Origin of the sequence: Enterobacter sp. Crenshaw, from assembly GCF_024734705.1 — a bacterium.
GTDB classification, from domain to species: domain Bacteria; phylum Pseudomonadota; class Gammaproteobacteria; order Enterobacterales; family Enterobacteriaceae; genus Enterobacter; species Enterobacter asburiae_B.
The window spans coordinates 2,438,912-2,460,145 of sequence record NZ_CP102932.1 but is presented as its reverse complement, the minus strand read 5'-3'; the positions used below and the strand labels follow the sequence as shown (position 1 = coordinate 2,460,145).

The window sequence follows — 21,234 nt, the reverse complement described above, 5'->3', positions numbered from 1 at the left end:
CACGTCGAAGGAAATCGTGTGGTCAGAGCAGACGGCGATCACAACACGCTGAATCGTGATGAGTTTTTAGACAAAACATTTGGCGGGTTGATTATTTAATCATCAGAATTTCTTAATTATTACCAAGTGGTCAAGATTTTGACTGCTGGAGAGCATCTAACAGTAACCTGAAAGCGGTAGTGTGCTGGCGACGGCTCGGATAATAAAGGTGATACCCCTCGAAAGTAGGGCACCACGATTCAAGGACCCTGACGAGCCGTCCGTGATTAAGCGCCCCCAGAACCGACGCCTCCGGCACGTAGGCTAATCCGAGGCCATTCTCAGCGGCGTCGATGCGCTGCGACAGGCTGCTCAGCGTAAGCTGCCCATCAACCCGAACGCGAAGCTCGCGCCCGTCGCGTTCAAATTCCCAGTGATACAGTCCGCCGCGCGTGGGCAGGCGCATGTTGATGCAGCGGTGTTCAGCAAGCTGCTCCGGCGTCTGCGGCACGCCAAAGCGAGCCAGATAATCCCTGGAACCGACCACGGCCATGCGCATATCCGGCGCTATCCGTACCGCAATCATATCTTTTGCCACCTGTTCACCCAGGCGTACTCCCGCGTCGAAACGGCCATCCACGATATCCGTCAGGCCGTTATCTACCGTCACTTCGACGTTAATCTCAGGATACTGCACCATAAACGCCTTCAGTACCGGCCAGAGCACGGCGTCCATCGCATGCTCGCCGGCGACGATGCGAACAGAACCTGCGGGTTTGTTGCGTGCGCTGCGAAGCGTCGTGAGCTCCTGCTCAATCTCCATCAAATGCGGGCTTAAGCGCGTAAAGAGCTGCTCACCCGCCTGGGTGGGAACAACGCTGCGGGTTGTGCGGGTTAAAAGGCGAACGTCGAGCCGCGCTTCAAGCTTGCGCATGGCATGACTCAGCGCCGATTGCGAGACGCCCAGCTGCGCCGCCGCGCGCGTAAAGCTGCGCTCGCGGGCGACTACCATAAAAGAGAGCAGGTCGTTGAAATTATTTTTTAGCATCGCGATTGCCTCTATTTATGAATTTCAATCATATTTCCTATCTGATTATGCACACTAATGCTCCGGATTGCTTTGCGCTACTGTTAACGCAACAGTAAACGAGGAGCATAAGATGAAAATTATCCGCAGCGGATCATTACCTTCAGCAAAAGGACCGGAAGCCTGGTTCACCGGCACCGTCCGTATTGACGCACCATTTCAGGCGAGCGAACCTGCCAGCGTCGGCGGGGCAACCGTGACCTTTGAGCCGGGCGCGCGCACCGCGTGGCATACGCATCCCCTTGGGCAAACGCTGATTGTGACGCAGGGTCGCGGCTGGTTACAGGAGTGGGGCAAAGCGGCGGAAATATTGAATCAGGGCGATATCGCCTGGATCCCACCCGGCGTAAAGCACTGGCACGGCGCAAGCGCGCATACGGCGATGACGCATATTGCCATCGCCGAATCCGTTAACGGCAGCCCGGTTGCATGGCTGGAAAAAGTCACCGACGAGCAGTATCCGAACGGCTAACCGCCAAAAACGGCAATCGCTTGCTGCAGGCGCGTGGTGCGCTGCGTCAGGTGATTCGCCGCGTGAGTGACGTTATCCACCATCCCCGTATTGTTGTGGGTCATTGCGCCGATACGGGAGATGGATGCGTTGATGAGCGTCAGCGCCTGGGTTTGCTCCTGAGTGGCGTGGCCGATCTCCTTAATCAGGGAGGAGACCCGCATCACGTTGTCGATCATAACCGTCAGCTGCGTTTCGGTTTGTTCTACCTTCTCTACGCCTGCGTTGACGCTGGCGACGTTTTTCTCAATCAGCGCTTTGATCTCTTTCGCCGCCGTCGCGGAGTGCTGCGCAAGGTTGCGCACCTCGGCCGCCACCACGGCAAATCCGCGCCCGGCTTCACCTGCGCGCGCCGCTTCCACGGCCGCATTCAGCGCAAGAATATTGGTCTGGAAGGCGATACGATCGATAACGCTGATAATATCGACGATCTGGCTGTTATCCTGCGACACGGATTGCATCATACCGATGGTCTCTTTCATCATCGCTTCACCGCGGTGGGCGCTGTCGCGGGTGCGATCCGCCATCTCAGTGGCTTCTTTCGCTGTTTCTGCCGTCTGCTCCACCGCGCTGGCGATCTCTTCCACCGCGGACGCGGTTTGCTGCAGAAAGTCTGCGGTCTCTTCTGAACGCGTCTGCAGCGCCGCACCTTCTTTCGCGACCTGCTGGCTGATGGTGCCAATCCCGCTGATTTGCGCCCCGACATCGTCAACCAGCGAATTCAGATTCAAACCTGATTGATTCACCAGGCGCATCATCAGCCCGATGTCGTCGATCCTGTCAAAATGGTAATAGTCCGTTTTACGTCCTGAAACCACGCGCTGCATCTGTTGCACAATAGATTTTACCGGACGGGCGATCTGCGCATGAAGATAATAGGTCAGGGCAATAAACAGCAGCGCCAGACTTCCCGACTGCACAAGTTTATCAGGGAATAAATACACCGCCAGGCAGGAGAGTAACGCCGTCGTCGCAATACCCAGATGGATACGTTTACTGGTGCTGAGACATTTAAAGAGCGACATAAACGAAAATAAACCGCGCCGAACCAGTAACCCTTTATAAAAGCGGTAATGTTTTAATTCGTTATTACGCACTTTTGCATACAGTTTTTCACTGGCCGCAATCTCTTCCCGTGCGGGTATATTTCGCACGGAAATATACCCCGTCAGGGATCCACCCTGCCAGACAGGCGTTACGTTTGCCCGCACCCAGTAGTGGTCGCCATTATGACGACGGTTCTTCACCAGCCCCGTCCAGGTCTCACCCTGCTGCAGGGTATACCACATGTCGCCAAACGCTTCGGCAGGCATGTCGGGATGGCGGATGAGGTTATGCGGCTCACCCAGAAGATGTTCTTCTTTATATCCGCTGGCTTCAATAAAAGCGGAATTAGCATAGGTAATATGGCTTTTGGTATCGGTGGTCGACATTAACGTCGAACCATCGTTAAGTAAATACTCGTTTTGTGTAACGGGACTGTTACGCCTCATGAGTAACTCCATGATGATGTGCAAGAATAAAAAATGCCCGGAAAATGCTCCGGCAAGAGTAATGTGTTTATTTTTATATAACGCTCTGCTGCATATTCTCTCTGAAATTATGACTGCCTGAAATACCCATTGTTCATTATTTTTAATCTGCTAATGTTCTCGAATGTAATAAAAATGAAAATATTTTCAGGGGCATATTCTGGAGTCGCTGCAAATAAATGACATAACCCAAACTGAAAGAGGGAGATCGTCTCTCTGGAAAAATTGCCATGCTGAAATAGCGTTTCGTTAACAGGATGAAAACGCTATCATTTGGTCAGTTTTCGATAACACAGTGAGGCTGAGGTGAAAATTAACGTCATCGGGACCAGCGGGAGCGGAAAAAGCACGCTGGCGAAGCAGATTGCGACCGAACTGGCTATTCCCTATATCGAGATGGACAGACTCTACTGGCGACCTGACTGGCAGGGAACGCCGGACGATGTGTTTCAGGAAAAGCTGGAGCAGGCGCTACAGGCTTCGCCAGACTGGGTGCTTGACGGCAACTATAACCGCACGCGGCCGGTGAAATGGCGTAATGTCGACGTTGTGGTGTGGGTGGATTATGGCTTTGCCCGCACCCTCTGGCAGGCGGTCACCAGGGCAGTCAAACGCGCCTGGCATAAGCGCGAGCTCTGGCCCGGCACCGGGAACAAAGAGAGTTTCCGGCGCGCGTTCTTCAGCAGAGAGTCCATTCTCATCTGGACGATGAAAACCTGGCGTAACAACCGCACGCGTTATGAAGCCGATCTGCAAAACCCGCAGTATGGGCATATTCGCTTCGTCCGCATTACCCGGCGCGAGCAGGGAAAAACGCTGATTGCCGACTTAAAGTCTTATTCTTAGCGTGGTTTTATATATCTGATTTCCGGCAAACTAAATGTAAATTAATTGTTTCTCAGTGGTGAAATGCGCCTTTAATAATGTCGACATGTTAAGTCAAACGAGAACGCAACATGTCATGGCGAATCAGCATTCTGGATAAAAGCCCCATCGCTGAAAACGAAACGGCTGCCGATGCACTGGCGCGTACGCTGGCGCTGGCGCAGCAGGCAGAAAATCTGGGCTATCACCGCTTCTGGATTGCCGAACACCACAACACTCCCCACCTTGCCAGCCCCTCGCCGGAGCTGCTGATTGCCTGGATCCTCGGGCAAACCACGCGCATCCGCGTCGGATCCGGCGGCGTGATGCTTCAGCACTACAGCCCTTATAAAGTCGCCGAGAATTTCAACGTGCTGGCCGCGCTGGCGCCCGGCCGCGTGGATCTCGGCGTCGGAAAAGCCCCCGGCGGGCTGCCGCTCTCAACCCGCGCGCTGCAGCAGGGGCTGAATCAACAGGAAAAGGGCAGCTTCGCCGAACAGCTGGTCCAGCTCGATCGCTGGATCCGTCCTGAGCATCAGTCTCATGAAGAGGCCGTTCGCGCCACGCCGCTGCCGCCGCTGCCTGCCGAGGGTTTCCTGCTGGGCGCGAGTATCGATAGCGCGCTGCTGGCCGCCGGGCTCGGCTGGCACTTTGTCTTTGCCGCGCATCTGAACGGTGACCCGGACCTGCTGCGCGAGGTGGTTTCGACCTGGCGTAAGAACAGCGCGCGGGACGTGATTGTGGCGGTACAGGCGATCGTTGCGCCGACGCAGGCCGAGGCGGATGCCCTGGCGCAGAAGGTCGAAGTGTGGGGCGTTGAGCTGGCAAACGGCCAGCGTGTCACCGTGGCCAGCGAAGAGCAGGCCTACGCCTTTGCGCGCCAGGCGGGCAGCGAGCCGGTGCGCATTGCACGTCGGGCGCAGTCGCTGCTGGCGGGTACGGCTGAGTCGGTGCTCGAACAGCTTAACGCCCTGCATGAAAAGTGGGGCATTGACGAATTTATCATCGACACGCCGGTCGCGGAGGGGGCAACGCGCGTCGCGTCGCTGCGCCTGCTTGCCGAGGCGCGTCTTAACAAGGAGGTCACCGTATGAGCTTTGGCGAACAGCTGATTGCCTGGCGTCGCGAGCTGCACCAGAACCCGGAGCTCTCCGGCCAGGAAGTGGAAACCACAACGCGTCTGCGCCAGTGGCTGACGAATGCCGGGATCACCCCGCAGCCTTACGACCTGTCGACCGGGCTGGTGGCGGAAATCGGCTCGGGCAACAAACTGATTGCGCTGCGCGCAGATATTGATGCCCTGCCGATTGAAGAGCGCAGCGGCGTGCCGTTTAGCTCCCAGCGTGCAGGCGTAATGCATGCCTGCGGACACGATATCCACACCAGCGTGATCCTCGGCGCCGCGTTAAAGCTGAAAGAGCGGGAAGCGTCGCTTAACGGCCGGGTGCGGATCCTGTTTCAGCCTGCCGAAGAGAACTTTGGCGGTGCGAAGAGCATGGTGCGGGCCGGCGCCCTGCGCGACGTCAGCGCCATCTTCGGCATGCATAACGAGCCCGGCCTGCCGGTCGGTGAGTTCGCTACCCGAGGCGGGCCGTTTTATGCCAACGTCGATCGCTTCGTGATCCGCATTACCGGTAAGGGCGCGCACGCCGCACGTCCGCACGAAGGCAACGACGCCATCGTGCTGGCGAGCCAGCTGGTGACGGCGCTGCAAAGCGTCGCCAGCCGCAACGTCAATACGCTGGATTCGGTGGTGCTGAGCGTGACGCGCATTGCAGGCGGTAACACCTGGAACGTGCTGCCGGAAAGCGTCGAGCTGGAAGGCACGCTGCGCACCCACCGCACGGAAGTGCAGCAGAACGTGAAAGCCCGCGTGGGCGAAATCGCCGCCGGGTTTGCCAGCGCCTTTAGCGCGCAGATTGATATCACCTGGTATGCCGGGCCCACCGCGCTGGTGAACGACGAGCGCTGGGCCGATTTCGCCACCTCGGTCGCCAGAGAAGCAGGCTACGAAACCCGGCACGCCGAGCTGCATATGGGCGGGGAAGATTTTGCGGTCTATCTGCAGCAGATCCCGGGGGCGTTTGTCAGCATCGGCAGCAACAGCCCGTACGGTTTACACCATCCGGCATTCAATCCGGATGAGGCATTAATTGAGCCCGCTGCCCGCTATTTTGCACAGCTTGCGGAAAAAGCCCTGCAACACGTTTAATTCTGGAGAGGTGAATATGTCTGCACATCGTCAACTGCGGCTCGGGACCATTTTGCATGGTGCATCCGGAAATATGTCCGCCTGGCGTCACCCTGAGGCCGTCGCCGATGCCAGCATCAATTTTGATTTCGTCAAAGCGACGGCGTTAAAGGCGGAGGAGGGCAAACTCGATTTTTTATTCGTTGCCGACGGTCTCTATATCAACGAGAAATCGATCCCGCATTTTTTAAATCGCTTTGAACCGCTGACGGTGTTATCCGCTCTCGCCAGCATCACCTCGCGCCTGGGGCTGGTGGGAACCTTATCCACCTCCTACAGCGAGCCCTTCACCACGGCGCGCCAGTTCGCCAGCCTCGACCACCTCAGCAACGGTCGCGCGGGCTGGAACGTGGTGACTTCGCCGCTGGAAGGGTCAGCGAAGAACTTTTCCCGTGAAAAACATCCCGAGCACGCGCTGCGCTATCGCATTGCGGATGAATATCTCGACGTGGTGAAAGGGCTGTGGGATTCCTGGGAAGGCGACGCCTTTGTGCGCAACAAAGAGAGCGGTCAGTTTTTTGACCCGGCAAAATTGCATACCCTGGACCACCACGGTGATTTCTTCCAGGTCGCCGGTCCTCTGAATATTGGTCGAACGCCGCAGGGGCGGCCGATTGTCTTTCAGGCGGGCGCGTCGGACGACGGGAAAAAGCTGGCGGCGAAACATGCCGATGCCATTTTTACCCATCACGAGACCCTCGATGAGGCAAAAGCGTTTTATCGCGACGTGAAGCAGCAGCTGGAAAGTAACGGACGCCGCGCGTCAGATTTACATATTTTCCAGGGCGTCAGCGTGATTGTGGGTAAAGACGCCGATGACGTGGAAAACCAGTATCAAACCACGGCGGCGCTGGTGTCGATTAACGATGCCCTCAACTACCTCGGACGCTATTTCGAACATCACGATTTCAGCCAGTACCCGCTCGACGAGCCGTTCCCGGATATCGGCGACTTAGGCAAAAACAGCTTCCGCAGCACCACTGATGAAATTAAGCGTAACGCCCGCGAGCGCAGCTTAACCCTGCGTCAGGTGGCGCTGGAAGCCGCCTCGCCGCGCCCGCGCTTTTCCGGTACGCCGGAAGAGGTGGCCGACGGCCTGCAGGCCTGGTTTGAAGGCTATGCCGCAGACGGCCTCATCATTCAGGGCGGCACGCCGGACACCTTCCCGCGCTTTGTTGACCAGGTGGTGCCCGTTTTACAGGCGCGCGGCCTGTTCCGTACCGACTACCCGGGTACCACGCTGCGCGAAAGCCTCGGCTTAGACGAACCTAAAAACCAATACACACAACAATAAAAGAGAACCCCGCTATGCAGAAAACAACGCTTATTCTGGCGCTCGCGCTGGCCTTTACCCCTGCCGTCTGGGCAGAGAATGTGAATATTAACGGCACCGGCGTGAGCATCGAGGCCAATAAAACGCCGGTTAATACCGTCAAAAACAGCGAGGCGGTGGCACAGCTGCCGAAAGATTATCGCTTTGCCGTGCCGGGGAAATTTACCGTGGCGGTGGCGGGCCTCAATCAACCGCCGCTGACGGTGTTTTCCGACGACAACAAAACGCTGCTGGGAAGCGAGGTTGACGTCGCCCGTCTGGTCGCTGACAGCCTCGGGCTGGAGCTAAACGTGGTGCCAACCTCCTGGGAAGACTGGCCGCTGGGCGTGGCTTCCGGGAAATATGATGCCGCCATCAGCAACATCACCGTCACCAAAGAGCGTAAAGAGAAGTTTGATTTCGCCACCTACCGCAAAGATTCCCTCGGGTTCTACGTGAAATCAACCAGCCCGATCAAGTCGCTGCAGAAGGCGGAAGACATCGCCGGGCTGCGGATTATCGTCGGCTCCGGCACCAACCAGGAGGCCATCCTGCTGGCCTGGAATGCCGAAAACCTCAAGAAAGGTCTGAAGCCCTTTACCCCGATATACACCAAAGACGATGCGGCACAAACGCTGGCCCTGCAGTCCGGACGCGCGGATGCCTACTTTGGCCCGAACGTGATTGGCGCCTGGAAAGCGGCGCTGAACGGGAAAACCAAACTGGTGGGTAGCGTCGACGGCGGCTGGCCGAAGGCGGCGCACATCGCGGTCACGCTGAAGAAAGGCAGCGGGCTGGTTGAGCCGGTGCAAACCGCGCTGAACGGCGTGATCAAAAACGGCGACTACGACAAAGTGCTGAACCGCTGGGGGGAAGGCGTTGAGCGTATTCCTCAGTCAGAAGTGAACCCGGCTGGCCTGGGCGATTAAGGAGGCGTGATGAGCGAACGATTTCGTGATGTTTCACCGGAAGACGCCGAGCTTCAGCCCATTATCGAGGGGCTGTTCGGTGAATATGCCGCCCGCTACGGGGACTACTTCTCCAAAGACGCGGAAGTTGAGCTTACAGAGTGGTATTTAGCGCCGCAGGGGCTGTTTATTGTACTTGAGCGCGACGGGAAGATTATCGCCACCGGCGCGTACAAACCTTTCGACGAACGCACCGCGGAAATCAAACGCATCTGGACGGACAAAACCCTGCGTCAGCAGGGGCTTGCCGGGCGCGTGGTGCAGGAGCTTGAGCGCAGGGCGGTGCTGGCAGGGTACAGCCAAATATACCTGACAACCGGCTTTCGCCAGCCGGAAGCGGTACGGCTCTATCTCAGCCAGGGCTATCAGGCGCAGTTCGATCTGAACCGCGATCCGGAAGAGTACAGCCAGCCGCCGTTTGACGGTCGGCTGCGCTTCACCAAAACGCTGGTACGCGAAGCGTTCAGTAAAACCGCATGAGGAACGACGATGAGCAACGTTGAAACCATTAAGGTGGTCCCGGCGCGTTATCCGCTGCGGGCCGTCGGCGCCGCGGTGGCGCTGTTTGTCCTGGCGGTCGTGATTCAGTCCGTGGCCTTTAACCCGCGCTGGGAGTGGGCGGTGTTTGCCCGCTGGTTCTTTGACCCAGTGATCCTCGAAGGTGTCGGGCAGACCCTGCTGCTGACGCTGATCGGCACCGCGCTGAGCGTGGTGCTTGGCGGCATGCTGGCGCTGGCGAGACTCTCTTCATCCTGGCTGCTGAGCAGCCTGGCGTGGGCCTACATCTGGCTGTTCCGGTCGCTGCCGCTGATCGTGGTGCTGATCATTCTCTACAACTTTTCCTATCTCTACGACACGCTTTCGCTCGGCGTGCCGTTCACCGGCATCACCTGGGGCAGCTTTGAAACCATCAACGTGCTGGGTCAGTTTTCTACCGCCGTGGTGGGGCTCACCCTGGTGCAGAGCGCCTATACCGCCGAGATCGTTCGCGGCGGATTCCTCGGGGTCGATCACGGCCAGTATGAGGCCGCCGCCGCGCTCGGTCTGCCGGCCTGGCGACGCACGGTGCGCATCATTTTGCCTCAGGCGCTGCGCACCATTCTGCCGTCGGGGTTCAATGAAATCATCAGCCTCGCCAAGGGCACGGCGATGGTGTACGTCCTGGCGATGCCGGAGCTGTTCTATACCATCCAGATGATCTACAACCGCACGCAGGAGGTGATCCCGCTGCTGATGGTCGGTGCCGCGTGGTATCTGGCGATCACCACCGTCCTGTCCGCTATCCAGTATGGCGTCGAGCGCGCGCTTGCCCGCAGCGAACGCCGCTCTGCCGTTAACCAGAACCGTGCCGTCCATCGCACCCGTTCTGTCACCACCACGCCAGCACAGGAGCCCGTCCATGCAAGCCTCTCCTGAAGGACATATTTCGATTACCGGCGTCAGCAAGTATTTCGGTCGCCATAAGGCGCTCGACAACGTTTCGCTGGAGATCCCGCCCGGGTCCGTGACGGTGATCCTCGGACCGTCCGGCTCCGGCAAATCGACGCTGCTGCGCACCATTAACCACCTGGAGCGCGTTGATGAAGGTTTTATTCAGATCGACGGAGACTACATCGGCTATCGCCGTCAGGGCGACAGGCTCTATGAGCTGAAGGAGAAGGAGATCCTCAAGCAGCGCGTCAACGTGGGCTACGTGTTTCAGAACTTCAATCTCTTTCCGCACCTCACGGTGCTGGAAAACCTGATTGAGGCGCCCATCGCGCATAAAAAGCTCAGCAAAAAAGAGGCGGTGGAAAGGGCGTACAGCCTGCTGGACGTGGTCGGGCTGCGGGATAAAGCCGATGCCTGGTCTCGTCATCTCTCCGGCGGGCAGCAGCAGCGTATTGCCATTGCCCGCGCGCTGGCGCTGCGTCCCCGCGTGATGCTGTTTGATGAGCCCACCTCGGCGCTGGACCCGGAGCTGGTGGGGGAAGTGTTAGACGTGATCAAAAAGCTGGCCCGGTCCGGCACCACGCTGGTGGTAGTGACCCACGAGATCGGCTTTGCCCGTGAAGTGGCGGATCAGGTGGTGTTTATGGTCGACGGAAAAATCGTCGAGCAGGGAAGCAGTGACGAGGTATTAAACCGTCCGTCACATGCGCGAACGCGCCAGTTTCTCTCCAAAGTCTTGTAAGGAGCGCCAATGAAATATGGACTTCTGGCGGGGCTGGTCTTCACGACGGCGAGCCACGCCAGCATTGATTTGAAAGCCAACGAGCAGCCGCTGCCGGTGACGGTGGATCGTCAGGCCGTGGGGAAGATCCCCGCCAATTACAAATTCGTTGTGCCGGGTACGCTGACGGTCGCCGTTTCGGCGCTGAATTCTCCGCCGCTGGCGCTGCTGGCCAGCGATAACCGCACGCGCATCGGCAGCGACCCGGATATCGCCCGCCTGCTGGCGGGCAGCCTGGGGCTAAAGCTGAAGCTGGTGCCGACGGCGTGGGAAGACTGGCCGCTCGGGATCGCCTCCGGGCGCTACGACGTGGCGCTGGTGAACATTGCGGTGACCGAACAGCGTAAAGAGAAATTTGATTTTGCGACCTACCGCGTCGATTCGCTGGCGTTTTCGGTGAAATCCACCAGCGAGATTCAGTCAATCAAAAGCGCGGAAGATCTGGCCGGGAAAAAGGTGATCGTCGGCTCTGGTACGAATCAGGAACGCATCCTGCTGGGCTGGAACGAAGAGAACAAAAAGGCGGGAAGGGCGCCTGCGCTGCCGGTCTATCTCCACGACGATGCCTCGGGCAATCTCTATATTCAGTCCGGCAGGGCTGACGTGTTCTTCGGCCCGCAGTCGGTATCGGCCTATAAGGCTGCGCTCACGGGCAAAACCCGCGTCGTCGGTTTAGGGCCGAAAAAAGCCTATGTCGCCACCACCACCAAAAAGGGCAATGAGCTGGTGTACGCGCTGCAGGCCGTGCTGGACGGCGCGATTAAGCGGGGTGATTACCAGAAGGTGCTGGCGCGCTGGGGCGAGCAGGGCGAAGCGGTGGCGCAGTCGGAGGTCAACCCGCCTGGGATAACCTACTAATGGTGCTCTATACCCAAAATAATTCGAGTTGCAGGACAAAACGGCTTGCCGTTTTGAACAGCGCTTGCGCTGGCCCCGAAGGGGCGAGGCTACAGGCCGAGTAACGCGGCAAGGGAACGAATCCCCGGGAGCGTACACAAGTACGTGACTGGGGTGAGTGAGTGCAGCCAACGCACCTGCAACTTGAAGTATGACGGGTATACACTTAGGGTTTTCATCCCTGCGGAGGCAACATGATTAAACTCTATGGCGTACCCGGCTGGGGCTCGGCGATCGGTGAAGTGATGCTAACCCTGGCCGATATCCCCTATCAATTTATCAACGTGGACGGGTTTGACCAGCCCGGCCCGCAGCGCGAGCTGCTGCAAAAGCTCAACCCGCTGTGTCAGGTGCCCACGCTGGAGCTGGAAAATGGCGCCATCATGACCGAAACGGCGGCGATTGCCCTGATGGTGCTCGACAGATGCCCCGATCTCGCGCCGCCCGTGGGGCAGGCCGAACGCCAGCAGTTTCAGCGCTTGCTGATCTGGTTTGTGGCCAACGTCTATCCCACGTTTACGTATGCGGACTATCCCGAACGCTGGGCGCCGGATGCGCCTGAACAGCTGCAGAAAAACTGCATCGAATACCGGAAGTCCCTCTATTTGTGGTTCGAAACTCAGCTCAAGGCCGCCCCGTTTGCGCTGGGTGAACGGCTGACGCTGCTGGATGCGTATATCGCGGTGGCGCGAACCTGGGGACCTCGCCATGACTGGTTTGCGACCAATACGCCGAGGTTTACGTCTATTGCGGACACCGTATGCCAGCTGCCGGAACTGCACAAGGTGTTAAAGGCCAACGGTATTATCTGATAACGTGGAGCCCTGACTCACAACTGGAAGCCTGCATATGCCACACGTAGATATCAAATGTTTTCCCCGTGATTTGAACGACGAACAAAAAACCGCACTGGCCGAGGATATTGCTGAGGTCATTATTCGCCATTTCAACAGCAAAGACAGCTCGGTGTCCGTTGCGTTGAATCAGGTGAACCAGGAGGACTGGAAAGCGCAGGTCTGGGATACCGAAATAGGACCGAAGCTGGACGAATTAATCAAAAAGCCAGGCTATTCAATGTAAGCGCAATTGCCGGGGGGGAACTCTTCTCCCCGGTTTTTCCCCGCCTCGTCTTCCCGCTTTTTCGCAAAAATCGATAAAAATGCGTTTTATCTTATCCGTTACACTTTACGTTTCTGGCTGACAGCCCATCAATCCTTAGGAAAGATCTCAAACAGAATCAGTTAAGGACAGACACGCTAAAGGATAATTTTCTCATGACAAAATTACCCCGTTATTCACTCGCCTTTCTTCACCCTCGTTACTGGCTAAGCTGGGCTGGCATCACCGCGCTGTGGCTCATCATGCTGCTCCCTTATCCGCTGCTGTTCCGAATCGGCCACAGTCTTGGACGGCTGGCGATGCGCCTGCTTCCGCGCCGCGTTGAGATTGCCCGCCGCAACCTGGAACTCTGTTTTCCGGAGATGAAAAAGGCGGAGCGAGAGTCACTGCTGCAGCGTAATTTTGAATCGGTAGGAATGGGGGTAATCGAAACCGGGATGGCATGGTTCTGGCCCGCGTGGCGGGTGAAGAAATGCTTTACCGTGACGGGTTATGAGCACATGGAAAAGGCGCGGGCAAAGGGAAATGGCGTGGTGCTCGTTGGCATGCATTTTCTCACCCTTGAGCTGGGCGCGCGGATCTTTGGCATGCTCAACCCCGGCATTGGGGTGTATCGTCCGAATAATAACGCGCTGCTGGACTGGCTTCAGACGCGCGGGCGCCTGCGCTCCAATAAAACCATGCTCGATCGTCATGATTTAAAGGGCATGATCCGCTCGCTGAAGCAGAATGAAATTTTGTGGTACGCCCCGGACCATGACTATGGCAAAACCAATAGCGTCTTTGTGCCGTTCTTTGCGGTTGCGGATGCCGCCACGACCGCTGGAAGCTATATGCTGGTCAAAAGCGCTAAGCCAGCCGTCATTCCCTTTGTGCCGCGCCGCAGGGCGGACGGTACCGGCTACGAACTGATTATTCTGGAGGATATCAGCGAGGCGCTGCAGGGGGGCGATAAAGAATCTGTTGCGACGCAGATGAACAGGGCGATTGAGCAGGCGGTACGGATGGCGCCAGAACAGTATATGTGGCTGCACCGGCGCTTCAAAACGCGTCCTGAAGGTCAGCCTGACCGGTATGCCCGCCGCAAGAGCGTGGCACCACGGGCTGATATCCTGTCCGCCGCCGATCTTTCTGACCGATCGGGCGTCCAGCACTGAGGCAGCAATCCAGCCCTCACCGTGCAGCGAGGGCTGGATCGAGGCTTACAGCGCAGACCTGCGGTACGGCGCATAGTCCGCCTGCCACCAGGTCTTCTCAATACGCGCCATCAGCGTCTCATCATCTATCGCCGGAGCCACGCCCTGTTCAATCGCGGCCCGGGCGACGGCAACGGCAATCTGGCGTGAAACCGTTTCAATCTGATCTACCGGCGGCAGCAATCCGCCTTTTTCCGTGGTGATCAGCGGAGACTGCGCGGCCAGGCTGCGGCTTGCTGCCATCAGCATCTCTTCCGTCACCCGGCGCGCGTTGCAGGCCAGTACGCCCAGCCCCAGGCCCGGAAAAATATAGGCGTTGTTACACTGGGCGATCTCGTAGTGTTCATTCTCCCAGAATACCGGGGCGAACGGGCTGCCGGTGGCCACCAGTGCCGCCCCCTGGGTCCAGGCGATAAGATCCTGCGGCTGGGCTTCCGCCCGCGAGGTCGGGTTCGAGAGCGGCATGATGATCGGGCGCGGACAGTGGCGATGCATCTCTTTGACAATCTCTTCGCTGAACAGCCCCGGCTGGCCCGAAACGCCGATCATCACCGTGGGATGCGCGTTCTTCACCACGTCCAGCAGGGAAATGTTCTTCGCGTCAACCTGCCAGCTGCATACGGCGTCGCGCGCGGTAAGCAGGTTTTTCTGGAAATCGAGCAGGTTGGTCATGTCGTCGGTCAGCAGGCCGAAGCGATCGACCATAAAGATCCGGCTGCGCGCTTCCGGCTCGGCCAGGCCGTCATCCACCATTAGCGCCACAATTTTTTCAGCTATTCCGCATCCGGCAGAGCCGCTGCCCAGGAAGACCACGCGCTGGTCGCGAATGCGCGTGCCCGCGGCATGGGCCGCCGCCATCAGCGTACCGGCGGTCACGGCGGCCGTGCCCTGGATATCATCATTGAAGCAGCACAGCTGGTCGCGGTAGCGCTGAAGCAGCCTGGTGGCGTTTTTCTGCGCAAAGTCCTCAAATTGCAGGAGCACATTGGGCCAGCGCGCTTTAACGGTGCTGACAAACATATCCATAAACTCAGCGTACTGATCGTCGCTGATGCGCGGGTGGCGCCAGCCCATGTACATCGGGTCGTCGAGGTGTTGCTGATTATTGGTGCCGACATCCAGCATTATCGGCAGGGTAGAGGCCGGATGGATCCCGCCGCAGGCGGTATACAGCGACAGCTTGCCAATTGGGATACCCATTCCGCCGATACCCTGATCGCCAAGCCCTAAAATACGTTCCCCGTCCGTCACCACAATCACGCGAACGTCGTTGCGCGAAAAGCTTTGCAGCATCTCATCAATACGATGGCGGTTAGGCCATGAAATAAACAGGCCGCGCGCGCGTCGATAAATCGTGGAGAAATGCTCGCAGGCTTCACCGACCGTCGGGGTATAGATAATCGGTAACGTCTCTTTCAGATGCGAACGCAGGAGGTTATAAAAGAGCGTTTCATTGGTGTCCTGAATATTTCGCAGGTAAACATGACGCGAAATATCGCTTTTAAAATGACAAAATTGCACCCAGGCGCGCTCGGTTTGTTCTTCAATGGTTTCAACGTTGTGCGGCAATAACCCGTGCAGATTAAAATTGTCACGCTCTTCTTTAATGAATGCGAGTCCTTTATTTAGCAGCGGATTTTCCAGCAATACGGCCCCGTTATAGGGGGTGTAGAGAACTTCTTTCCGGGACATGGTTAACTCCTGAATTTTTTATTTAAAGCAGATTAAGAGATGAAATAGATCATAATGCCTTCGGTCACGACCCCGACGGCAGTGCCAATTAATATGGAAGAGGATGCGGTATCAATATAGGTATCGCTGCGTAAGGCAAACATCCCTGCGGCAATCGCGGAAGGCGTTGCGCCAATAATGACGACCTGCTGCAGTAAGGTGTGGCTCAGGCCAAAGGCGATCCCCGCGGCGGCCATCATTGCCGGCTGAATAAGGTTTTTAATACTGATGTTGGTAAACGTCTGCACGTTCAGTTTTGGACGCTCACCGTAAAACAGCAGGCCGAGGGCAAACAGGGACAGTCCGCCTGAAACCTTGCCAACCATTTCGATGGGCATGCTGAGAATGGAAGGAATTTGCACGCCTGCCAGACTGAGCAATACGCCGGAGACCGGGATCCAGACGATAGGATTGCGCGCCGCCTTGATGAGGTTTTGCACGATCATCGCGCCCGGGTGCAGTGCCTCCAGGCCATCTTGACCGTTTTTATCACCCATACGAATCAGGACGATAGTCAGAGGGATCATGATAACGCTGGTAATAATATTGCCAATCAGCACGCCGATAAATCCTTCCGGCCCAATCAATACCGCCAGGACCGGTGCGCCAAAGTAGGCCATATCCGGAAAGGCGCAAACCAGAGACTGAATGGCGCTGGTTTTGATATCGTGGCGGAAAACGTAGCGCGAAATAAATAGCGTCAGTAAATACGACCCCATTAAACCGACAACTAAAACGGCCATAAAGGTCAGGTTCTTAATTTTATTCGGGTCGGTATGCAGTGCACCGATAAAAAGATGGAAAGGAAGGGCGAAACGAATCACCACGGTTGCCATGACGTTTGCATCTTCTCGCCGGGAATATCCCAGCTTTCCACTTAGCCATCCAAGTAACATTATAAAGACGAGCGGAAACAGTGACTGTAATAGTAATGAAGGCATAGTATTTCCTGTAGGGTATTTTATGTGTTTTATTGCAGCGCTAATCTAGCGCTTAGAAAGCAGGGCAGGAGTGACAAGGGTCACACTCTCTCTGGTTTTATTAATTTCAAAAGGATTGCATTAGTTGGATAACTAATACTTTCGTCAAATATTGATAAGACGCAAGAAAGCGACAATGGGTGCCATAAATAACTTTAGTTACTTAATGCTGAATTAAGTTATTTAAACGCAAAGAGCCGAATTGTTCACATTTATTCCGGCAGGCCCGTGCTAATTTCATGTTGAGCCTGTTTTTAGAAAAGGCCATCTAAGTCTTTATTTATATTTAAGAACATTTATTCGTATCAGGAATAGTTTCAGTTATTCCTTTCTCTGTTTATCCGAACACAAATTCAGGTGATTATATGAAAGATAATCCTGTACCGACTTCTGAACTGTCGACCTCGCGTTTTGCCTTTGGGCTCAACAATACCGAGGTGGGCACGGTCCCGTTGATGCTGTTCGTCGGGATCGCCGCGATTGTGGCGACGTCCGCCTGGGCAGGGCTGCTGCCAAAAAATATGATTGGTGGACTCGCGGTCATCATGACCCTCGGCTTCGCGTTTGCCAAAGTAGGGCGTCAAATCCCGGTGCTGAAAGATATCGGCGGCCCGGCGATCCTGTGCCTGATGGTCCCCTCCGTGCTGGTCTATTTTGGCGTATTCGGGAAACATACCCTTGATACCGTGCATCTGCTGATGAAAGAGGCGAATCTGCTCTATTTCGTCATCGCCTGCCTGGTGGTCGGCAGCATTCTGGGGATGAACCGGGTGCTGCTGATCCAGGGGATGATGCGCATGTTTGTTCCGCTGGTGGCCGGAACATGCATGGCCGTGCTGAGCGGCCTCATTGTGGGCTCACTGTTTGGTTATACGCCTTACCACACCTTCTTCTTCATCATTGTGCCCATCATCGGCGGCGGGATTGGCGAGGGGATTTTGCCGCTGTCCCTGGCCTATTCGGCAATACTGGGGCAGACGCCGGACGTCTACGTTGCGCAGCTGGCACCCGCTGCGGTCGTCGGGAATATCTTCGCCATTATTTGTGCGGGATCGCTGGCGCGTCTCGGCGCGAAACGTCCTGCGCTTTCGGGAAATGGCATGCTTACGCGGAGTAAAGACGACGCCAGCCTGTTTGCCGGGGCGCAAAGCACGCAACAGACGGATTTTCATCTGATGGGGGGTGGATTGCTGATGGTGTGCGCGTTTTTCATCGTCGGCGGATTGTTTGAAAAACTGGTACACATTCCCGGCCCGGTGCTGATGATCCTGATTGCCGTTCTGTGTAAATACTTCAGGGTGATCCCGGCCTCAATGGAGCAGGGCGCGCACAGCTGCTATAAATTCGTCTCGGCTGCGCTGGTCTGGCCGCTGATGATCGGCCTCGGAATGTTATACGTGCCGCTTGAGAGCGTGGTGTCGGTCTTCTCGGTGGGATACGTGGTGGTATGCGGTTCGGTCGTGATTGCGATGGCGCTGAGCGGCTACTTTATCGCGTCGCGTCTGAATATGTATCCTGTGGAAGCGGCCATTGTGACCTGCTGCCACAGCGGGCTGGGCGGAACGGGGGACGTGGCCATTTTGTCCGCGTCTAACCGGATGTCGCTGATGCCGTTCGCGCAGATCGCCACCCGCATCGGCGGCGCGTCGACGGTGATTTTCGCCACGCTGCTGATGGGCTGGATAATGGCGCACTGATCCGAAACGTCAGGATGCTGAATCGCAACGACATTTTCAGGGTGCCGCTGCGGTTCAGTCCTTTATAAAACTCACCGCGCTGTATAGAATTACCGCACCCACAGCGACGGGATACCACACGATGACCGGAAGAGTTGATTATCAAATTGAAAAATATCTCCTTACCGAAGCCGCCGAGCCGGAGCGCCTGACGCGCCAGTGGGCAGAGGTGATGGAGGAGTGTCGTGAGCAACAGTCCGGTGCAGAGGAGCGGCTGCGTCTCGCGTTGCTTAATGTGGATTACGTCACCAGCTTCGAGCTGCCCTTCAGGCTGCTCCTTACCCGTGCGCCCCAGCTGATAGACATTGTCAGAAAAGAGCTTCAGCTCAGTCAGAAAAATGTTCTGTTTAACGGCAAGCGCTTTGGCTGCGTCTATAGCCTGAAAAGGGATCTCGACGGAATACCTGACGAATTTACCTATCAGCTGAAAACGCGTATCCAGCGCAGTGACGCGACAGGATGCAATGAACTGCCTTACCGGCAAATTGCCCAGCAGGTTAAAGCCCCGAAGGAACGCCTCAGGCTGGCGCTGGAAAACGGGCTGTCGGTGACGGCACTCGACGGGCTTTTCTGGTTTGGCATTCAGCGCATCGCGGCCGATGTGCAGAGATTACGCAAAACGGGGATGAGGATCGCGACGTCCGACGCCGAGGTGTTTGATACGCTCACCAAAACAACCCGGCGGATCCCTGTTTATAGCCTTGCTCGCCCGGAATGAGTATTCGCCGCTGACCGGTCGACGGCATCAAACATGACGGAAAATTGCGGCCAGTTTTTTTACAGCATCTTCTATTTCCCTTTCCGTGTAAGCAGCAAATCCCATCAAAAAACCGGTGGACGCGGGGGGACCTGCATATAAATTGGTAAGACCAAGTATATCAACACCCGCGCGTCGGGCGGCGGTGGCTATTTCTTTCTCGGATATGCCGTGCTTCAGGTGACAAGGCATTTGCATTCCCCCCGCAGGCGTTTCACAGGTAACATATTCGGAGAGATATTCGTCCATCATGCTTGCCAGCGTGTCGCGACGAGCAACATAAATACTCCGCATCTTACGAACATAGGCGCCAAAATGACCTCCCTCCAGAAATTTAGCCAGAGTCAGCTGGGTTATTGAGGCGGTGTGACCATCCATTAATGTCCTCGCCATGGTAAAGGGCTCTGTCAATTCTGAGGGAACGATCATGTAGGCAATTCGCAGCCCAGGGAACAGAGACTTGGTGAACGTGCCGATATAAATTGTCCGGTTATACGTATCAAGCCCCTGAAGACTAGCCATAGGCTTACCTTCGTAGTGAAACTCGCTGTCATAGTCATCCTCAATAATCCAGGCTCCGTAACGGTTTGCCCATTTAACAACTGCCAGTCGTCGGTCAAGAGAGAGCGTCACCCCGGTGGGGTACTGATGAGAAGGCGTAAGGTAGATCGCCCTGGCAGGCTCGGTCAGAGAATTAAGCCCGTCAACCGAGATGCCTTTTTCATCAAGAGGAACCGGAATACAGAGAAGCCCTGCAGCGCTGAACGCTTTGTGTGCCCCTTGATAGGAGGGATCTTCAATGACAATGCCATCCCCGGCGTCCATCAGCACGTGGGAACAGAGCGCAAGCGCCTGTTGAGAACTTGTCAGAACGATGACCTGTTCTGCCCTCGCACGCGTTCCGCGCTCAAGGTTGACATATTCCGCAATTGCCCGTCGCAGGCGTTCTATACCCTGGGGTGGACTTTGCTCTAACGCCTGGTGCTGAAACTCCTTCAGTACCTGTCGCTGAAGACGCTCCCAGATAGGAAGGGGAAACATGCGGGTTTCAGGAATGCCGGGCGCAAGGGGGCGAGGTGAAGAAAACTCGCGGATCCCGCCGCTTTCATAAACGATCTTTCCTCGGACGCTGAGTTTTGCTTTTCGTATCTCAGCGGTTGGCTGATGCTGTCGAGGACGGGGTTTTAAAAAACGCGCGCTGGAAGAGACGAAGCTCCCTCTGCCTGTTTGTCTCTCAATAAAACCTTCGGCATGCAGGCTGGAGTAGGCCGCTTCAATGGTGTCCCGGGAAACGCTGAGAGAAGCCGCCAGCGCGCGTGAAGCAGGAAGGGCCTTACCGTGAGATAATATCCCTTCCAGTATCAGCATTCGTATTGCTCTCTGGATCCTTTCATGAAGCGGTAGCGATCCGTTAGCGGGGTCGTTAATCCATGCCTTAACCGTTTCTAGCTGCGCGTGCTTAAACATTACGTTGTCCACTTTCCCTCTGTATCTCTTGATTCTAAAGCAATATTGCACGCAGCAGGATGAAAAATTGGTCTGCCTTGATGGCGAGAATTGGCGGGGCAAAACGTGCCGTTCAGCTAATACACTCTTCCTGAAACGAATAAACGGGTGAGCAAAGAGGCAATATGAATAATACGAGCGTGATAATTGAGGCAGTTAAAGAACGTGATTTTGAAAGCTGGATGCCACTATGGGGAAAATATCAGGCGTTTTACAACGTCGATCTGTCCGGGACCATTACTGAACGAACCTGGCAACGATTTTTCAGCCCCGTTGAGCCTCTATTCTGCGTGGTGGCACGATGTAATGGAGACGTAGTGGGTTTTGCGCATTATCTTTTTCACCGTTCGACATGGGCTGAGAGCGATTACTGCTACCTCGAAGATTTATATGTCTGTGATGCGCTCAGGGGCAAACACATTGGCAAACAGTTAATAGAATATGTTCAGAGAGAAGCGAGAAAACATCATGCCAGTCACCTTTACTGGCATACGCATGAAGCCAATTATCGCGGGCAACGATTGTACGACTGGATTGCGAAGAAAAGTGGAATGATTGAATATCGTATGCACGTAAGATAAATCCCTCTGCTGACA

The 21,234-nt window shown here is 56.2% G+C and carries 19 protein-coding genes and 1 pseudogene; 15 read left to right on the top strand and 5 right to left on the bottom strand.

The features are described from left to right. Positions 1-130: 130 nt before the first annotated feature. Positions 131-1,027, bottom strand: a complete 897-nt coding sequence (locus tag NWV12_RS11800; RefSeq protein ID WP_048979187.1) for a LysR family transcriptional regulator — start codon at positions 1,025-1,027, stop codon at positions 131-133. A gap of 112 nt (positions 1,028-1,139) precedes the next feature. On the opposite strand from NWV12_RS11800, the gene NWV12_RS11795 reads away from it, so the two are divergent. After that, complete coding sequence (locus tag NWV12_RS11795) at positions 1,140-1,538, top strand: cupin domain-containing protein (RefSeq protein ID WP_048979188.1); 399 nt, start codon at positions 1,140-1,142, stop codon at positions 1,536-1,538. Here NWV12_RS11795 and NWV12_RS11790 read toward each other — a convergent pair. Next, complete coding sequence (locus tag NWV12_RS11790) at positions 1,535-3,070, bottom strand: methyl-accepting chemotaxis protein (RefSeq protein ID WP_048979189.1); 1,536 nt, start codon at positions 3,068-3,070, stop codon at positions 1,535-1,537. The genes NWV12_RS11795 and NWV12_RS11790 overlap by 4 nt on opposite strands. A gap of 345 nt (positions 3,071-3,415) precedes the next feature. Between NWV12_RS11790 and NWV12_RS11785 the strand changes: the two genes are divergently transcribed. From NWV12_RS11785 to NWV12_RS11735, 11 genes and pseudogenes are all read left to right on the top strand, one after another. Next, complete coding sequence (locus NWV12_RS11785) at positions 3,416-3,955, top strand: AAA family ATPase (protein WP_048979190.1); 540 nt, start codon at positions 3,416-3,418, stop codon at positions 3,953-3,955. Positions 3,956-4,065: 110 nt separating this feature from the next. Beyond that, entirely contained in the window at positions 4,066-5,067 is a 1,002-nt protein-coding gene (locus tag NWV12_RS11780; protein WP_048979191.1) for an LLM class flavin-dependent oxidoreductase, read from the top strand. Next, positions 5,064-6,185: a M20 peptidase aminoacylase family protein gene (locus tag NWV12_RS11775; protein WP_039262859.1), complete on the top strand. Its 1,122-nt coding sequence runs from the start codon at positions 5,064-5,066 to the stop codon at positions 6,183-6,185. The genes NWV12_RS11780 and NWV12_RS11775 overlap by 4 nt, the downstream gene beginning before the upstream one ends. A gap of 16 nt (positions 6,186-6,201) precedes the next feature. After that, positions 6,202-8,465: pseudogene (locus NWV12_RS11770) on the top strand (NtaA/DmoA family FMN-dependent monooxygenase). Positions 8,466-8,474: 9 nt separating this feature from the next. Beyond that, positions 8,475-8,984 (top strand): GNAT family N-acetyltransferase, encoded by a 510-nt coding sequence (locus tag NWV12_RS11765; RefSeq protein WP_032656866.1) that lies wholly within the window; start codon positions 8,475-8,477, stop codon positions 8,982-8,984. A 9-nt stretch (positions 8,985-8,993) separates the two neighbouring features. Continuing rightward, positions 8,994-9,920, top strand: a complete 927-nt coding sequence (locus NWV12_RS11760; protein ID WP_048979193.1) for an amino acid ABC transporter permease — start codon at positions 8,994-8,996, stop codon at positions 9,918-9,920. Beyond that, a complete protein-coding gene (locus NWV12_RS11755) occupies positions 9,904-10,677 on the top strand; it encodes an amino acid ABC transporter ATP-binding protein (protein ID WP_047060962.1) in 774 nt (257 codons plus the stop codon). Before NWV12_RS11760 ends, NWV12_RS11755 begins: the two co-directional genes overlap by 17 nt. Positions 10,678-10,686: 9 nt before the next feature. After that, the gene (locus tag NWV12_RS11750) at positions 10,687-11,574 is read left to right on the top strand and encodes a transporter substrate-binding domain-containing protein (RefSeq protein ID WP_048979194.1); all 888 of its coding nucleotides are present in this window, start codon (positions 10,687-10,689) and stop codon (positions 11,572-11,574) included. A 233-nt stretch (positions 11,575-11,807) separates the two neighbouring features. Beyond that, positions 11,808-12,425, top strand: a complete 618-nt coding sequence (locus NWV12_RS11745) for a glutathione S-transferase family protein (RefSeq protein WP_048978820.1) — start codon at positions 11,808-11,810, stop codon at positions 12,423-12,425. Between the two features lie 37 nt (positions 12,426-12,462). Beyond that, positions 12,463-12,693 (top strand): tautomerase PptA, encoded by a 231-nt coding sequence (gene pptA, locus NWV12_RS11740; RefSeq protein ID WP_023335848.1) that lies wholly within the window; start codon positions 12,463-12,465, stop codon positions 12,691-12,693. Between the two features lie 194 nt (positions 12,694-12,887). Continuing rightward, the gene (locus NWV12_RS11735) at positions 12,888-13,889 is read left to right on the top strand and encodes a Kdo(2)-lipid IV(A) acyltransferase (RefSeq protein WP_048978821.1); all 1,002 of its coding nucleotides are present in this window, start codon (positions 12,888-12,890) and stop codon (positions 13,887-13,889) included. Between the two features lie 45 nt (positions 13,890-13,934). Here NWV12_RS11735 and NWV12_RS11730 read toward each other — a convergent pair whose 3' ends face one another. Continuing rightward, positions 13,935-15,620, bottom strand: coding sequence for an NAD-dependent malic enzyme (locus NWV12_RS11730; protein WP_048978822.1), 1,686 nt, complete (start codon positions 15,618-15,620; stop codon positions 13,935-13,937). 32 nt (positions 15,621-15,652) lie between these two features. After that, positions 15,653-16,600 (bottom strand): AEC family transporter, encoded by a 948-nt coding sequence (locus NWV12_RS11725; protein WP_023311961.1) that lies wholly within the window; start codon positions 16,598-16,600, stop codon positions 15,653-15,655. 404 nt (positions 16,601-17,004) lie between these two features. On the opposite strand from NWV12_RS11725, the gene NWV12_RS11720 reads away from it, so the two are divergent. Next, positions 17,005-18,336: a 2-hydroxycarboxylate transporter family protein gene (locus tag NWV12_RS11720; protein ID WP_033145663.1), complete on the top strand. Its 1,332-nt coding sequence runs from the start codon at positions 17,005-17,007 to the stop codon at positions 18,334-18,336. Positions 18,337-18,457: 121 nt separating this feature from the next. Then, on the top strand, positions 18,458-19,093 hold the full coding sequence (locus NWV12_RS11715) for a helix-turn-helix domain-containing protein (protein ID WP_048978823.1): 636 nt from the start codon (positions 18,458-18,460) through the stop codon (positions 19,091-19,093). Between the two features lie 27 nt (positions 19,094-19,120). Here NWV12_RS11715 and NWV12_RS11710 read toward each other — a convergent pair whose 3' ends face one another. Next, positions 19,121-20,599, bottom strand: a complete 1,479-nt coding sequence (locus NWV12_RS11710) for a PLP-dependent aminotransferase family protein (protein ID WP_048978824.1) — start codon at positions 20,597-20,599, stop codon at positions 19,121-19,123. Between the two features lie 164 nt (positions 20,600-20,763). On the opposite strand from NWV12_RS11710, the gene NWV12_RS11705 reads away from it, so the two are divergent. Next, positions 20,764-21,219: a GNAT family N-acetyltransferase gene (locus tag NWV12_RS11705; protein ID WP_048978825.1), complete on the top strand. Its 456-nt coding sequence runs from the start codon at positions 20,764-20,766 to the stop codon at positions 21,217-21,219. The last annotated feature ends 15 nt before the right edge of the window (positions 21,220-21,234 follow it).